Origin of the sequence: Paenibacillus sp. NAIST15-1, assembly GCF_001894745.1 — a bacterium.
Taxonomy (GTDB): Bacteria; Bacillota; Bacilli; order Paenibacillales; family Paenibacillaceae; genus Paenibacillus_B; species Paenibacillus_B suaedae.
Window position 1 is genome coordinate 119,908 of record NZ_BBYF01000003.1, and the last position, 15,932, is coordinate 135,839.

Annotated in this window: 14 protein-coding genes; 3 read left to right on the forward strand and 11 right to left on the reverse strand. The window is 41.4% G+C overall.

The genetic code is table 11. The annotated features are described in order from the left end of the window. Positions 1-19 precede the first annotated feature (19 nt). The 7 genes from PBN151_RS08020 to PBN151_RS08055 form a co-directional block, all read right to left on the reverse strand. Complete coding sequence (locus tag PBN151_RS08020) at positions 20-1,342, reverse strand: aminotransferase class I/II-fold pyridoxal phosphate-dependent enzyme (protein WP_227774516.1); 1,323 nt, start codon at positions 1,340-1,342, stop codon at positions 20-22. A 129-nt stretch (positions 1,343-1,471) separates the two neighbouring features. Beyond that, on the reverse strand, positions 1,472-6,052 hold the full coding sequence (locus PBN151_RS08025; RefSeq protein WP_083545054.1) for a non-ribosomal peptide synthetase: 4,581 nt from the start codon (positions 6,050-6,052) through the stop codon (positions 1,472-1,474). Between the two features lie 85 nt (positions 6,053-6,137). Further along, positions 6,138-6,674 (reverse strand): sterol desaturase family protein, encoded by a 537-nt coding sequence (locus PBN151_RS08030; protein WP_370510408.1) that lies wholly within the window; start codon positions 6,672-6,674, stop codon positions 6,138-6,140. Positions 6,675-7,091: 417 nt separating this feature from the next. Then, positions 7,092-8,063, reverse strand: coding sequence for a 2,3-diaminopropionate biosynthesis protein SbnA (sbnA, locus tag PBN151_RS08035; protein ID WP_227774518.1), 972 nt, complete (start codon positions 8,061-8,063; stop codon positions 7,092-7,094). Between the two features lie 1,368 nt (positions 8,064-9,431). Continuing rightward, positions 9,432-9,929 carry a GNAT family N-acetyltransferase gene (locus PBN151_RS08045; RefSeq protein ID WP_072728600.1) on the reverse strand — a complete coding sequence of 166 codons (498 nt, stop codon included), beginning with the start codon at positions 9,927-9,929 and terminating at the stop codon, positions 9,432-9,434. A gap of 234 nt (positions 9,930-10,163) precedes the next feature. Then, the gene (locus PBN151_RS08050) at positions 10,164-10,715 is read right to left on the reverse strand and encodes a GNAT family N-acetyltransferase (protein WP_072728601.1); all 552 of its coding nucleotides are present in this window, start codon (positions 10,713-10,715) and stop codon (positions 10,164-10,166) included. 187 nt (positions 10,716-10,902) lie between these two features. Beyond that, positions 10,903-11,181 carry a PH domain-containing protein gene (locus PBN151_RS08055; protein ID WP_227774521.1) on the reverse strand — a complete coding sequence of 93 codons (279 nt, stop codon included), beginning with the start codon at positions 11,179-11,181 and terminating at the stop codon, positions 10,903-10,905. A 333-nt stretch (positions 11,182-11,514) separates the two neighbouring features. On the opposite strand from PBN151_RS08055, the gene PBN151_RS08060 reads away from it, so the two are divergent. Then, positions 11,515-11,988 (forward strand): MerR family transcriptional regulator, encoded by a 474-nt coding sequence (locus PBN151_RS08060; RefSeq protein ID WP_072728603.1) that lies wholly within the window; start codon positions 11,515-11,517, stop codon positions 11,986-11,988. Further along, positions 11,972-12,409, forward strand: a complete 438-nt coding sequence (locus PBN151_RS08065; protein ID WP_175560662.1) for a hypothetical protein — start codon at positions 11,972-11,974, stop codon at positions 12,407-12,409. The genes PBN151_RS08060 and PBN151_RS08065 overlap by 17 nt, the downstream gene beginning before the upstream one ends. 339 nt (positions 12,410-12,748) lie before the next feature. On the opposite strand, the gene ant(6) is transcribed toward PBN151_RS08065, so the two are convergent. After that, entirely contained in the window at positions 12,749-13,603 is an 855-nt protein-coding gene (gene ant(6) / locus PBN151_RS08070; protein WP_072728952.1) for an aminoglycoside 6-adenylyltransferase, read from the reverse strand. A 165-nt stretch (positions 13,604-13,768) separates the two neighbouring features. On the opposite strand from ant(6), the gene PBN151_RS08075 reads away from it, so the two are divergent. Beyond that, positions 13,769-14,146: a hypothetical protein gene (locus PBN151_RS08075; protein ID WP_072728604.1), complete on the forward strand. Its 378-nt coding sequence runs from the start codon at positions 13,769-13,771 to the stop codon at positions 14,144-14,146. On the opposite strand, the gene PBN151_RS08080 is transcribed toward PBN151_RS08075, so the two are convergent. From PBN151_RS08080 to PBN151_RS08090, 3 genes are all read right to left on the reverse strand, one after another. Beyond that, positions 14,100-14,645, reverse strand: a complete 546-nt coding sequence (locus tag PBN151_RS08080) for a GNAT family N-acetyltransferase (protein ID WP_072728605.1) — start codon at positions 14,643-14,645, stop codon at positions 14,100-14,102. The genes PBN151_RS08075 and PBN151_RS08080 overlap by 47 nt on opposite strands. Positions 14,646-14,691: 46 nt before the next feature. After that, positions 14,692-15,222, reverse strand: a complete 531-nt coding sequence (locus PBN151_RS08085; protein WP_072728606.1) for a 2'-5' RNA ligase family protein — start codon at positions 15,220-15,222, stop codon at positions 14,692-14,694. 174 nt (positions 15,223-15,396) lie between these two features. Beyond that, on the reverse strand, positions 15,397-15,864 hold the full coding sequence (locus PBN151_RS08090) for a GNAT family N-acetyltransferase (protein ID WP_072728607.1): 468 nt from the start codon (positions 15,862-15,864) through the stop codon (positions 15,397-15,399). Positions 15,865-15,932: the final 68 nt, after the last annotated feature.

The window sequence follows — 15,932 nt, forward strand, 5'->3', positions numbered from 1 at the left end:
CTCCCGTATAGTTGCGTGATTAAATAATTGCTGAATGGGCAAAAACGTCTTCGATCTTGCTTAGATAGCGAATAATATTGTCCACACGGTCATGAATCAGTGTAATACGGAACCAAATTTCATCAGGCCGTTGCAAAATACCAAATACATTGCCGGGAAGAATGCCACAGTTCACTTCATAAAACAGCTTCTTGAAGAATTCATCATCATTGTCAAACCGGTACTCGGGATTCACTTTAATGAAGAATACATTGCCAATCTGTTGATTGGTATAATCCACAAATACTTTCGATCCTTTCACATACTCGGTCACACGTCGAAGCGCATCGGCCTGTATGTTATCCGAAAGCTGAATGCGGGATTGATATTTCGCAAACAGCTTAAGCTCCTGCATTTTTTTAAACAATAGATGTTCATCCACATTCTGACTCCAGCCGAATAGTCCCTGGTCAAATAATTTCATATCCTCCAGCGCCGGTTCTTCTCCGGTAATCAGCTTATATTTGAAATACAGATTGAGCGCAAAATAGACCAACGAGTGGGTATTCATGCTATTTTCCATCGATGAAATAAAATATTTGTATTTCTCGTCAATCCGCGGATCACCAAACCAGTATCCCGTACGGAAACCGGAATAAAACGGTGTATCTTTGGAACAACCATATACTTTAATCACGTAATCAAGCTTATCCGTCAGATTAAAAATTTCTGTAAAGCCGCGGCTTTTAGGGAAGATCAAGTCCTGGTAGATATTATCTACCACCAAGAAAATCTCATTGGCCTGGCATAATTCTACGATCTGCTGCAACTCCCTTACATTCTCGCCCTCATAGGTAGATTGGGCAGGATTGTTAGGGTAGGTGATGATTACCGCGACTGTAGAGGGTGTAATCGCATTACGAATCTCGCAACTGGTGGGCAGATAATTATTTTCTCGTTGTGTATATACGTATTTAGAGGTTGCCTTGTCGTTCAGATTCGACAGTTGGGCAGCATAGACCGTATAGTTGGGCAAAATCAGAATTACTTCCGGATGCTCCAGCCCTTTTTCAACCTGTTTTAATTTCAAAATTGAATTAATAACACCGTTCATCACATTGGTGCAACCGTTCCCGCAGCCTATACCGGCTTGCTCTACCAGCCTGTAGCTAATTTCCGCCCGCTGGGGGGCATTCTGTAACAGTCTTGCCAGCTCCAGTCTACGGATCAACGCATTCATCTCGGTATAACCATCAGGAGATGTGTAACCCGGCTCTATCTGATGCAAAGCAGAAATTTCGTCCATGGTGAAGATTTCTGGAAAGAGATGAACATTAAAGTTCATATTATCCAATATGTTCATTGATTCACGTCTATCAAACAAAATACTCCAATACTGAATCAAGCGTTGGTACATTTCCAGATTCTCAAATTTATCCTTGTAGTACGAGTTGTTTGACATGGAAGTATTCCTTTCTATATACAAATTTAATCAGTCTATAAACAAAGAATCCAGCTCTGCTTGGTCCAGCCCGATCGTCTCAAAATCAGAGGGCGTATATGTTGCCGACTGCCGGGCTGTGCAGTGTGTGATAATGGCAATCAACTGGTCATGCCAGGCATGAATTAGCTGATCCATCGCTTCCGTAGTAAAGTGTTCTTTTACATAAGTCACCGAAAGGCGAAGCTGGCCTCCAATCGTCATCGCATTAACATCCAGTCGGACCGAAAAGGCATTGAACAGCCCATTATTATGACCGGTTTGTTCTTCCGCCAGTGCAAACAGACCAGGAGCGGATAAGGAAACAAAATCACCAAGATAATTAAATCGGATCATCTGCCCGATTGGTGATTCTAACATTGAAAGAATGGATGAAGGCTGTAAATGCCGACTTATCAAATAATCGAAACCTTTATTCGGCACACTGCGTAGCTGTTCTTTGACTAGTTTGATCTGCTGCTCTAGATCAGCGGCAGGCAGTTCAATCCGAACTGGGAAAATGCTTGTGAACCAGCCTACCGTTCGAGATACATCCACGGCCTCGCTAAACCTCTCTCTTCCATGCCCCTCCAGCTCCAGCAGAATGCAAGAACCAGTATCCAGTTGTTGCACTACCTGTGCTAGTGCGATAATTAGCAGATCAACTGGTTCCGTGTGATACGCGGAATTGGTGCGAAGCAGCCATTGACTCGTCCAATCTGCGCTTAACCGTTTGGTCACGGTAGCTGTGTGGCGATTTTCCACCGCTCGGATGTTCGGTGCGTTTCCTCCACTCCAGTCATCAAATATTTCGGTCCAGTAAGATATGCTTGTGGAAGTCAACGAAGCAGCATAGTGTTCCAATTCCTCTGTCCATTGCTGGTAGGATGATGTTTTAGCTGGCAGTACAGCTTCATGACCGTCTTTCTTTGCCGTTAAGATGGTAATCAAGTCCTCCAGTAAGATACGCCAAGAAACACCATCAACTACTAGGTGATGTGCTGTTAGCAGCAACCTTGCGCCTTGACTCCCGAGTTCAAAAAAAATCGCCTTGAACAGCAGATCAGACTGCAAGTCAAATGACGATTTTAATGTACTGCCCGCCGCTTCGATCCTTTCCAGCTGCTGATCATACGACAAGGACGACAAATCCAGTTGTTGCACCTGAAGAGGAAGATCCAGATGAACAGGATTATAAAAAAGAACACGATCATCATTCAGATTTAATCTCAAACTGTCATGATGAACAATTAGCGCTTGCAGGCCCGATTCTATCATTTCCAATGTAACCGAGGCATCCAGCGACAATAGTACCGATTGATGATAATAATCCTGCTGAGTCAATTGCTGATCAAAGAACCATTCGTGTATGGGAGAACGCTTCAAGACCCCCTCCGCTATTCGATGACGATCTTCCTGTTCTGCGCCTTTATCTTTGACAAGGTAAGCCACCATATCGCCGATTCGCGAATATGTCAGAATATCGTTGACCTTTAGGACATATCCTGCTGTTTTCATTCTGGAAGATAGCTGAATCGCCTTAATGGAATCGCCACCTAATTGAAAAAACTCGTGCTCCAATCGTACAACCGGAATATTCAAAAGCTGTTGCAGCGTGTCGGTTAACAACTGTTGTTCCACTGAATACAGATACTGAAGCTCGTCCTTGTTAGACTCCACAGATACTTCTAGCTCCATTATCGGCACTGGTAATTTGGAAAAATCGATTTTACCATTAATCGTTAACGGGATTTCGTTCACTTCAATTAGCTGTGGAATCATATACAACGGCAACTTGGCGGCAAGTTTTGTTTTGATCATTGCCAGTTCTACAGGCGTTTTCATTACCAGATAGGCGCAAAGCTTACTTCGTTGGTCACTCTTACCTGCATTTACAGTCTGTTGATCGGTATGCTCCGCATCGTTCATCCGGTATCCCAGCACGGCTGCATTGGAAATTTCATCAATTTCCAATAATGCCGTTTCGATTTCACCTATTTCAATACGGTACCCATTCAATTTGACTTGACGGTCTTTGCGGCCCATGTATTCCAGATGATTGCGCTCCGTAAAACGGACCAAATCGCCTGTCCGATACATCTTTTGCTGCGAATGAAACGGATTTGGTATAAAGGCTGCTTCCGACAATCGCTCCCGGTTCCAGTAACCTCTTGCCACTCCTGCACCTGATATGAACAATTCTCCAATGCAGCCTGTCGGTACAGGCTGCAAATGCTCATCCAGCACATACAACTGCACATTAGCCGCCGGCTTGCCGATCGGTACAGAAACATCAGTATCCTCTAGGGGGTCATATTTATGAATCATACAGCCTACCGTAGCTTCCGTCGGACCGTATTCATTATAAATATGAATATTTGCACCGAAGCAATCATTTATTTCCTTGGCGATTGAGGTGTTCAGATTCTCACCGCCTACGATCAGAGTGCGTATAGAGCTCTGTGTATACGATTGCTCACGTAGTAAAGACAAATGCGCAGGCGTCAGTTTCAGTACAGTAACCTTGTTATCTCGCAAGATATCATACAATACAAAACCATGGTCTGATTCACTATAAATTCTCAGCTCATGCCCACCTATTAACGGTGTAAAGATAGACGTAACCGTCAAATCAAATGACAATGAAGAATATAAAGCGAAGACTTCCGGTGTTTGCCGCACGTAAACCTTATGAGCCCACCAGATGTAATTCGTCAGATTGCTGTGTTCGATCATAACGCCCTTCGGCTTGCCGGTTGAACCGGAAGTATAAATCATATAAGCAAGTTCGCTCGGACCTGCCGACGGTCCGGTAATTGTCCAAACTGCTGCGTCATCTTCATCCTGTTGCTCCGGCCAAAGAATAGTCCCGCTGTAATCCACATCTGCTGGCAGTTCCCGATTCAGTACCATACAGTTTATGGTGCTATCTTGCAAAATATCATTAATACGTCGGCTTGGATATGCATGATCGATAGGCACATAGGCAGCTCCGACTTTCAAAATAGCCAGCACTCCGGCCACCAGCTCCATCGAATGCGTTCCATACACACCCACCTTGTGCCCGGAACCTATGCCGAGCTGCCGCAAGCGTACACTTAGTCGCAGAACCTGCCGATGCAGTTCCTGATAGTTCCATGTCTTGGTATACATACTGATAGCTATGCGTTCCGGCGTTAATTGCACTTGTTGTTCAAACAGCTCCACAACATTGTGGTTTGCGGGATACGATTGCGTTGTATCGTTAAATTCAACCAACAACCTATACCGCTCGTCTTCCGATAAAAGAGAAATTTGCTGAATCATCAGTTGCGGATGATTCATGATTTGCGTAGCGATCCTCATTATTCTATCAAACATTAGATCTATATCCTGTTTGCTGAATATGGCGCATCGATAATCAAATTCCAGCATCAACTCTCCTTCTGCCCATTCCTTTATCACCAACTGCAATGGAAGCTGTTGATAGCCCGAATGCAATTGTATGACTTCGAATGGCTGATCAAGTAATTGATTGCTCGGTACAAATGGATAATAATTGACCGACAGTTGGAACAAGGATTCGTAGCCTCTTTTCTTCAACTGTAAATCCTGCATCAACAAGTCGAACGGATACTTCTGGTGAACATAACCGGTGCGAATTTCGCGCTTGACAGCGGATAACAGCTCCAACACCGCAACCTCCGGTTGAATATGGAACGGTACGGGCATTGTGCTTGTATACATGCCAATAGTTTGTTTATCTGCTGGACCGGAACGGTTGTATACAGGCAAACCTATCGTTACATCTGTCTGACCATACATTTTGAATATGTAGAGGTTCATTAATAGAACAAAATAATCGTTCAGTGAACAGTTATATTTTTGTGTCCAATCATGTATGGACGAAGTGATTTCCCTGTCCAGCGCATAGGATGCCCGCTGCGCTTCAAGTCGGTCGGAGCCCATATGAAAAACAGGCTCAGGAATCGTCTGAAACTTTTCGTACCAATAAGCACGGTCCTTCGCAAAACGAGAAGATTGTGCATATTTCTGTTCTTGATTTATCAACTGTAAATACGTTTGATCTTCCTGTATCGCATCATCCTCGCCGCGAAATAACCGCTCATAATGATTGCAAATCTCTGCCGTCAGGAGTGGAAGCGACCAGCCGTCAAAAATCAAATGATGTATCTTGGCAAAAATACCGTAATGTTTCTCATCTAGCCGGTACACTTCAAATCGATAAAGGGGTTGTTGTCCATCTAGCGAAAGCGGCAAACGAAGTTGATTTTGCAACCATTGATCCAACACTTGTTGTGGGTTGGCTTTTGTGCTAAAATCCGTAAACTGCAGCCCGTGCTGACCATCCTTGGATACGGTCTGCATGGGGGCGTCATCTTCCTCTGAGATGACTAACCGAAATACCTGATTGCGAGCGATGACCGACCGAATCGACTGCATCAACATATCCGCGTCTATCTGTCCATAGATATTTGCGATACCACAAATATGATGAATATTAGTATTGGGATATAGTTTTTCGGTATACCAGATTCTCTTCTGAGGATGACTTAGCGGATAATGATAATCAGCATAATGAGGTATGATCACGAATTTTCAAACCTTTCCTTATCAGAATAGGCGCGAGTTCCTGCCGGTTAACTTCTAGAATATAACGTCTGGAATGTTTTTATGGTCAGTATCTCTCATCAAGATTTTCTCTTCTCTCCTTCGCACTTCGTACCCCCAAAAATTTCTTGTCGGTTGTTTGAAAGATATGGTCCCACAAGGTAATGAAAAAAGAGTAGTTGCACTTATATAGATCGTGATGCTTTAAATGGTAGGCGCCGATCGACAGCCATCGGGTGATGATACCCCTTATCCTTGGATTGTGATCGACTACCTTGCCAGCCAAAAACACTTCATAAAGATAATGAAATCCTAACAATATACCCCCTGGAACCGGGTCGATGAAGACGAGGACAATTAAGGGTGCCGTCAGAGTAAGCCAAATATCCAGCGAAGCCTTAAAACTTCCGAACCAGAAGAAATAATTTGAAAACTCGGGCCAATTCGAATCCCCATATTTGACACGATGATGTACGATATGAATTTTATATAAGAAATTTTTCTTATGGGGAATATGTGCTAGCCGATGTACGCTGTACGAGTACAGCGTCCAAAGGAAGAAGTATGCAATAACCTTTACAATCACTAACATCATTGTCATCATCCTCTATTTTTATGGATAGCTTCAAAAGACAAAATCATCGAGAATCCCTGGGAATAATACACAAATCCCGCTTGAGAATTTCGATGCTTGATGGAAAAACTGGAAGCTGCAGATAGGGGACTTGGTTCAGAGCAGAACCCTTTTCCTGGTTAACAATACTTCTCTTCTTTGACAATGCTACTTGTGCATGATGATGGGCGAAGCATATGCTCCTGTATTGATAGTCCTACGCATTGACTCTTTCAACTGCAGATCGTTCTTTTACAATCTAATCTCCCGGCATAAGCCATTTTTTTGCGATAGAGGAAGTATGCAGTCTGCTGCTAAACTTTTGCCATCGTTCCTGTCCCAATAGTTCCGATTGATTGAGAAGTTATATGGCTCACCCTCCATTCCAATGCTTATAAAAAATCCTCCTCATTTAGATATAACGTGTTCAATCTCCTTCTCACTAGTCAATTTCCAATCCGGGTTGTAGATAGTGCTTGTATATCGATCTCCACGATCCGGGAAAACTGTAACTACATTGATTTCGCGGTCGGGTAAATTTTGTGTGAAGTACTTTAAGATAGCTGACATTACAGACCCCGAAGACCCCCCTGCCAAAATAAAATATTCCTTTAGCAAACGCTGGCACATATTAACCGTCTCCAACTCACTAACCATTACATGATCATCAATTTTGGCCTTATTAAGTATCAATGGGTACTTGCTAGATCCAATTCCCGGAATACTCCTTTTTTTAGGTTGTGACCCGAAAATTACCGAACCATAAATATCAACAGCTATAATTCGCGATTCAGGAAAATACTCTTTAATACGGTTAGAAACCCCAGTTATCGTCCCCCCTGAACTCACCCCCATGAATACATAATCAATCTTTGTTACAGACTCTATTAGTTCACTAGCCAGTGTATGATAATAAGCCTCGGCATTTAGCGGGTTCTCATACTGGTTGATCCAATAAGAGTTGGGAATAGTTTCTACCAACTCTTTTACTTTTTTGATCCGATTCAGAAGATATCCCCCATACTCATCTGGTTCCGTGATTTTGAATACTTTATCGCTTAATGCAGAGATCAACAACTCATTGTCAGGCATTGTATTTTTATCAATTACACAATAAAACTTTAAGCCTAACCAACGACAAGCCGCCGAGAGAGCAAGTCCAAAATTACCAGAAGAAGACTCAATGATAACTGTGTCTTTGTTTATAGTTCCATCTTCTAGCAATTTTTTAAGGATATAGGACGCTGCTCGATCTTTCACACTTCCCGTTGGATTAAACATCTCCAGCTTTGCGAATATATTGAGCTGCTTAAGTTCTGACATCGCAAGTTTCAATAAGGGTGTATTTCCTACAAGATTTAAAATATTATTTTGAATCAAGGCTAGTTCCCCTTTCTAGAGATACTTGAACTGATCACTAATAAACTTGGATATATGTTAACAGTGGAAATGGCAATGGAGATTTTTAGCTCTATCTATGAATTGATTCGCTTACCCTCTTCACAGACGACAGCTCCATACTCATGTTGTAGCTACATAACAATCAAATTAGCCTGAAGCTGCTTTATTTCAGCAGAAAGCACCTTTATACAGTTCCATAAAATGCGACACCGCAACAATGTCGGATATGCGTTCAAAATCCCATTGACCGGCCCCGTCATGTACAGAAATACAAAGACATATGTTTAAATCGTGGAAGAAAGTAAGTTTGGAAACATAACCGGAAATAAAAAGGCTACAGCCCCTATTCCCTTATCAGATCCGCTCTTTTTTCATAGACCATATTGCTAGTTAATGTAACAAGCTTGGTAGTTGTATAACGTTGACCATAAGCATACATCAAAATTCCGAGCCCAAAATAAAAAAAGAAGACCGTTCGTCAGATTGTCTTCTCTACCAAATGATTGATTAATTATGAAAATGATAAAAGCATTTCCAAATCCACTGATCCTGAAAAGTGCCTCCCTCGTAATATCTGAAGATCTGTGAAAATAGTCCATTAACGCAAAAAAACCAGGATTAAACTGTTAGTTCATGACCAACAATCGATGCCTAGTTCTACTTCTAAATGAATTATTAAGTTTCAACTCTTTTCTCTTATACATTAAGCATCAAAGCTCAAAAATCGCCAACGAGCATAGCTTCGCCCGTTCGCGCGAATTCACTCGCACTACATATTACATAGTTTGCAATTAAACACTTAACGTGCCTTAACAACGATTAAGTATTTTACTTCAAAAGTTAAGTCCTATCTCTGACATGGTCTATCTAATCTAATTAAAAATACATAACAAAAAATAACATATTATCCCTCATAAGTCAACTACCAATAAAAATGGGATATTTAATAATATCATGAACGAATAGTGTCTCTGTCTTTCACGATCACTATTAGAAAATCCGGAAATGCGCCCCTCAAACTTTAGATATACCATCGATAACAAAAAGCTGGGATGTTTCAACACATTTGAAATGTATACGGCATTGACCATATAAATCAAAGTAATCAATAAATGCCTGGAGACCTTCTCCCTTTTGGTCAGTAATCCCAACTCCTACGGGCTGGTCCCTAAATAACATCTCTATAAGAACATACTTTTCACGTTTCAATATTGATCTCAATGCTATGATTAAAATCTACGAATAGTGGTTTATCTAAAACCTGCGTGAGTTGAGTAGTGTTCAGAAATGATCAATTAGAGCGTTAATAGATGAGAAACTTGATGCCAGCCACTTCTCAGAGTTAGCTCAATAAATCTTAGCCATGTAGTACTCGTCTACAAATCTATCATCGATTATTATCGAATTTTTCTTTACCCCTTCTACTTCAAATCCCGTCTTCTTATATAATTTTATTCCATTATCATTATGCGTCATAACTGTTAGTTCCACTCGCGTAATATTGGTTGCTAATCTCCACTTCTCCATAGCTTTAAATAAATCAGTTCCAATTCCTTTACCAGTAAAATCATTTGATATTCCAATAACGATATACGCTCTATGTTTTATTCTCTTTGCATGTCCTCCAATTACCGTTAAATGTCCGATTATTCTATCGTTGTACTCTGCAACAAAGATATTTGAATTATCAGATTCAAGAAACGACGTAATCACCTTTAATTGTTGATTTTCATCCAATTCTCTTTCGTTAGGCTCAAATAACATATATTTCGTTTCTTTATCTAATTGTTTATGCAAAACAACTAATTGACTTGCATCTTTTTGAGTTACTTCCCTTATGATCATCTTTTTATTACTCCTTTTCTCAAATGTCTTTCGACTGGTTTCATATAACGTTCTTGTATTCACGACGTCGAGAGGCTTAAGGTATGAAAAGATAGGTGAGGCCATGATCGAACCGGCTGCGCGAAGCGCAGTTGCCTCGCAGATGTGTCCACCTGATCCCGAGTGCCGAGTGGCCCGAAGCGTGAATATGTTGTTAGACGAATGTTCTGCCTTCTTGAATACGCTATAAAGCAGTTACTTTACTTCTTTATTCCATTCTTCTTTCAGCATCCCGTAGACTACATGATCTACAAAATGATCGTAAAGCCATTCAGCTTGCCTAACTGTCCCTTCATTAAGAAATCCAAGTCTTTCAGGAATTGCCCTGCTCTTCGTATTTAATACAGCTGCTCTAATCTCTACTCTGTTTAGAGCCAGATCATTAAATATGTAATTAATTAGTGCTTTGCATGCACTTGTCATAGCTCCATTTCCTTGGTATTCTTCTCCCAGCCAGTAACCTATTGAAGTCTTTCTATTACTCCAATCTATACTATGTAATCCAATACAACCAGCAATTCTACTTTTATAAAAAATAGCCAAATTAAATCCATTGTTTTCAGCAAATAGCTTTAGAGAAAACTGAATATATTCCTTTGTTTGCTCTACACTTACAGTTCTATCAACCCAGGGTAACCATTCTCTTAAATATTCCCGATTCTTATCAGATAAAAGAAACAGTTCATTCGCATCTCGTATTTCGAGTATTTTTAATTGAATATCATCGTTTATCTTATGAATAAACATATGAGCCCCTCCATTTGATCCCTTGATATAAATCTCTTGTAGAACTTTCGTCTATCGTTCTCGTATCTACGACCCGACCTTAGATAGCTCTTATCTTAGGTCGGGCCGTGTGTTGTCTGGCTTTTCAGCATCTGACAACCAAGGGCTAAAAGCCCCCGCGGCGTGAAGATGTTGTTATACGCAGTTCCTAACTCCCCTGATATACTTTCAACTGTTCTTTGCCTTTATCGTCTTTAGTTAATATGTTATATATTTTTTCTTGTTCCCATGTTGTTATTGTATAGTCCTTACCGCTCTTCAAATAAATCTTTAGTTTGTTTCGCATTATGTACATCGTTTTTTTCTTCTCAACTTTTTTGATATCAGTTCTTCTTATTTCAAAGGATTCTTGGATCATAGTCACTTTGTATGACTTAAATTTGATACTTTCTTCCGTTATCTGTAACTTCCCTACGGCTTGTTCCATACTGCTAATAATGTAGTTGACCTGCCCTTCGTATACTGTAAATTGAGCGTTATGCTTCAAAATGATCATTCCTTACTATGTTTTGTCGTTTTTTATAGTCTTTCATTAGGAATTGCGTATAGCGTTGCCCTTATTCAAGTCCTTATTTGGAATTGTAACCCATTGCCTTTCTTATTTCATTACTTCTTATAAATAGGCTTTGTTAAACTGTGTTGTTAATTTTTTTATTGAAGTAATGGACAGCATAGTTGCATGGATTGCATGATTACCGCGTGCAAAAAGATAGTAAAAAACGATTGACATTGGAGTTTACTCCAATGTTATTTTGAATGTATGGAAAAACAATATTCTATAAAAGAGGTTTCACGGATACTAGATATCCCGAAGGATACGCTCCGGTATTATGACCGTATTGGAATCGTATCGCCGTCTCGAGGAAACAATTCTTATCGCAGGTATTCTAGGGACGACATCGTCGATTTGATGAATATTCAAATCATGCAGTATGCGGACTTTTCTCTAGAAGAAATCAAGGGGAAGTTTCAGTTCCACAGAATGCAGAGTGTAGATCCTGCTTATTGCCAGGATGTCGCTGAATTCCTTGATGCCAAGAAAGCAGAAACACACAATAAAATCGCACATCTTGAAAAGGTCTGTCAGTTGCTCGACGTAGCAGTTAAAACGCTAAGGGACTTTAATCATGAAAGTGACGAGCGGCTGGCAATGTTTGTTCGGGAGATTTACAGGGATCTTCACAAGAAGGAACCTCAAATAATTATGGAGGATTGTGATGGGCATCAGAATTAAGAATTATTATTGTTTGATTGCCGGTGTTCTTGCAATACTTTTTGCGGTTACGCACGCATGGAACGGGCAATCCGCTGTACTGCCGACGCTCTTAGTGAATAATATAGCCTTGGATACACGGATAACATTTACGTATGTCTGGCACATTATCACCGCTGAGAATCTGGTTTTCGGCATCGTGTTCATTATCCTGTCTTTTCAAAGCGAGAAATCTAAGATCCTGTTTGCTGCGTGGATGATCGTGTCACTTCTGCTCATCCGTCTAATGGTCATTCTCGGTGTAACCGCATTTTATGATGTTTCGGCACTTACGAATACGTTAATCGATTCGATCGCCATCTTAATCTATGCCGCTTTCATTATACAGGGCACAAGAAATAAAGAAAAAAGAGTAAGGAGGTCAATCAACACAAGTCAGTAAAAGTTTGAAGCACTAAACTATGTTTCACTGCCAGTGATTTGCAATATGCTAACGGGAAACTAGTTCAGAATAAACCGCCTAATGTGGTATTATCCCCTATTATCCCCTCATGGTAGACAACGTAAAAAAGTCTTCTGGTAAGATAGACTTAAACGTTGGAGACCAGAGGGGATTTTTTTATGGGAAAAACGGGCCGTACGAATAACAGATATACCGTATTCTCTTCGCAATATATCAATGTGTACTTATTAGGATGGCTCATGGATCTCACTTGCAGAAATCGCATCTTCATTCAAATAATTGCTTTTTGATGTTCATTATTAGGTATAGTAGCGGTCATCAAGACAACGATTCGTAAATTTCTCTCATATATGTTGTTATCACTTCCTCATAATCCGGATACGGGTATCCGTGATGCTCAGCCACAGCCTTCGAGTATTTTCGGAATAGCTCGCAGCACGTAAATAAAGATTGCCACATGCTTGGGTAGCTGCTCTCAGCATAAGATGCGAGTAACGTATCCCAATCTTCAGGTGGCAAGTAACGATCTATAAACTTATAGTTTTTCCCCACGCTAAAGGTATAACCTCGTTCTGCGCCAATGTGCCAAGCCATCATTCTCAGCAAATTAGGCCGGGCGACTTCATGCAGATGATCAATGGCGAACAGGATTTCTTTGCGCGCCAACCCCTTTACGACGTAGGTCGATACCATCCAGAATTCATTGCAGCAGTCATCAAATTCTCTTGCGGTCGGCTTCTTAATCCAGTATTGGTGGTCGTTCGGCACAACTTCGTTAGGAACAAGCGTATCCTTATCAAGCTGCACCTCAACCAAGCCGTCACTATTAGCAAAATAAGCCTCGACCTCGTTCAGTGGGATCAGTGTCAGGTCTAATTTGTTGCCGTCCTCGAACAAGATGAGATAGGAGAACCAATTACCAAGTTCGGGCGGAAACAACTCCATGGCCTCTGGTTTTTGCATCATTAAGCGAGCTCCGAAGACGTCCAACCACTGATCGTTTGCTTTAAAGGAATCGAGATTGGTCACAAAATAAGAAATATCGTAATCCTGGTATGTATCAGGGATTATATTTTTGTTCGTGCGCGAGCCCTCCAAGGTCACTAATCGGATACGATCATCCTGCTTGGCAAACTCGATGAACATGTCCATCATTTCTCGTTCCGTTCTCAATTGATTCAAATTCAATTCCCCCTTCTCATGCAGCCTTAATAGCGTTTTAACCCATTACTTCTCATTTGGCCTTCTATCCTTTACTATAAAAAATAGAAAGTTGTAACCAGAAAACTTGAATAAACAGAAGTAGCATGAGAGTTGACACAATTGGAGGAGATAGCGATGACATGTGAAAATAGGCAATTTCCAAACAGTATCTTTAATATTGATCGTACCTATACCGCACATCTGATGAAGGCGATCGAAGCGGCTCAGGCGAAGGCGGATGAGTTGGGTCTGGATCTCAGCAATTGTTCCATAGACTGTCGGGAGGAGCGTCTGGCACAACAGTCCGATTCCCGCATCCTCTCGTTCTGGTTCTATTCGGAGGATCTAGTAGACTGGATGGAAGGGTTCAGCGATCACTTTTATGATTTTTCAGTTGCGATTGACCCCGATACAGGACAAGTCATCCAGAGCCTTGGACCGAGCCGCCGATCTGCTTACAAGAAGGTTAGCTCCCAGGATTGTTCGAATAATCGTACTCGCACTCCAAAATAGAGAATAAATAGGAATCATGATACATCCCTTTGCTCCATAGATGCTCCCTCAAATGCCCCTCCTGCTTCATGCCGATTCTTCTCATGACATTTGCGGAGGCAATGTTAGCAGGACGGCAAGTGGCATAAATGCGATGCATATGTAGGGTTTCGAATCCAAACCTGAGCAAAGCATGCGCGGCTTCTGTCGCATATCCATTCCCATGAAAATCAGGATTGAAGCAATACCCGATTTCGGCATTACTTCCCTGCGGGTATATACTACAGCCGCCAATGAATGTATTCGTATCCTTCAATATAACGCCGAACTCATAATGGCTTCGCTCGGCAGCTTGCTGCTGCTCGAGCTGTTCCTCCATATATGCTTTCGTATCCGCTTCAGAATTCGGGCCCCAGAGCATATATTTCGTTACTTCTGGATTGGAGGCATAGGCGTGTACGTCCATCCAATCGTCTCTCTGCAAATCACGGATAAGCAATCGTGGCGATTCCAACTTCATGAGGCATCTTCCTTTATGATTATTTAGTGGGCAGCTCTAAGTTAACTTACCGTGTCATCTGAATGTCCTCATATTTCTGAAATGTCTTATTCTGATCGTCCCGCGCATACAGCCGGATCTCATGAACATCAAAGGTTTGTCTATCCTGAAAATGTGGAAATAGTGTTCGCTCCATTTCTTCGAGAATCTCTTCCGACAAACTTTCTTTTTTGGCAACCGTTAAATGAGGGATATACAAATTCAATTCGAAGCAACGCTTCGTTTGTTCTTCAGTCGGCTCAAAAACGGCGACAAGCTTTCGATGTAATTCGATTAATTCAGGAGAATGAGCCCCTATATATAACACGTCCTTATCACCGAAATAGTGAAGCTCGCCAACGGATACGGAAAACGAACGAAATCCTTCTATTATACTCTTGCACTCAGACATCCAATTCACAGGCAACATCGTTCCTGTCCCGTACGAAAGTTTAACGGTAATATGCGGTTCGACCCCAGAGTAATGGTATTGATTGCGCACCGACATCAATTTTTCATAAATGCTCAAAGGCGGAACAATTCCGAAAAAATACTTCATAGCATCCTCTCCATTCATTCTGATTTCTAGCACGCAAAATAGCTGTCACCCGCTATTAATTGAATCATCCATCGATCCCGACGCCATCCATTCGCTGACATTGCGGTAAGGAGATATCGTCAATCTGCCATCCAGCGAAGAAAAGAGATGTAACATGATCTGAGGTCTCATGCGTTACGATCCTTCAAGAACCAGTTGGTAAATGACTTCGTCGTCTTGATTATGCTCCTGTTGGTTTACAAAGCCGAAGCTTTCATAAAGCCGCTGAGCCCGCTTATTGTCCTGCTCGACCGTCAAGGAGATCAACCTGCACTTGGGATGAGTCTCTTGAATAAATTCAATGATTCCTCCCAATGCCAGTTTGCCGTATCCTTTTCCTTGGCAAGACTTATCGATTTGAAAGCCGCCAATCCAGTAATTATCTGCGCTATTCGGCGTATAACTGATGTAGAAAAATCCGATCGTAATCCCTTCATCACATACAAGAAAGGGATCCAGCGCCTCATCCCATGGCTTGATATATGCATACGTCAGTGCTTCATAAATGGAAGGAACAAAAGGCACTTGCTCCTCATGAATCTTGATTTGAATGGCGTTCTCCCAATTATCCCGCGTGACAGGATGGATAGATAGTTTTTTCATAGTTGATCTCCTCATGCTAGTCTAGTTATCAAGTACGTTATGTATCTCTTTCCTATTCATATTCCTTT

What these genes read in the sequence shown, in the direction of transcription:
- PBN151_RS08030 (WP_370510408.1), bottom strand. Translation starts at nt 6,674, where the DNA reads ATGATGACAATGATGTTAGTGATTGTAAAGGTTATTGCATACTTCTTC.
- PBN151_RS08085 (WP_072728606.1), bottom strand. Translation starts at nt 15,222, where the DNA reads ATGAAGTATTTTTTCGGAATTGTTCCGCCTTTGAGCATTTATGAAAAA.
- PBN151_RS08045 (WP_072728600.1), bottom strand. Translation starts at nt 9,929, where the DNA reads ATGATCATAAGGGAAGTAACTCAAAAAGATGCAAGTCAATTAGTTGTT.
- PBN151_RS08065 (WP_175560662.1), top strand. Translation starts at nt 11,972, where the DNA reads ATGGGCATCAGAATTAAGAATTATTATTGTTTGATTGCCGGTGTTCTT.
- PBN151_RS08080 (WP_072728605.1), bottom strand. Translation starts at nt 14,645, where the DNA reads ATGAAGTTGGAATCGCCACGATTGCTTATCCGTGATTTGCAGAGAGAC.
- PBN151_RS08075 (WP_072728604.1), top strand. Translation starts at nt 13,769, where the DNA reads ATGACATGTGAAAATAGGCAATTTCCAAACAGTATCTTTAATATTGAT.
- PBN151_RS08055 (WP_227774521.1), bottom strand. Translation starts at nt 11,181, where the DNA reads ATGGAACAAGCCGTAGGGAAGTTACAGATAACGGAAGAAAGTATCAAA.
- PBN151_RS08020 (WP_227774516.1), bottom strand. Translation starts at nt 1,342, where the DNA reads ATGAACATATTGGATAATATGAACTTTAATGTTCATCTCTTTCCAGAA.
- PBN151_RS08090 (WP_072728607.1), bottom strand. Translation starts at nt 15,864, where the DNA reads ATGAAAAAACTATCTATCCATCCTGTCACGCGGGATAATTGGGAGAAC.
- PBN151_RS08050 (WP_072728601.1), bottom strand. Translation starts at nt 10,715, where the DNA reads ATGTTTATTCATAAGATAAACGATGATATTCAATTAAAAATACTCGAA.
- PBN151_RS08060 (WP_072728603.1), top strand. Translation starts at nt 11,515, where the DNA reads ATGGAAAAACAATATTCTATAAAAGAGGTTTCACGGATACTAGATATC.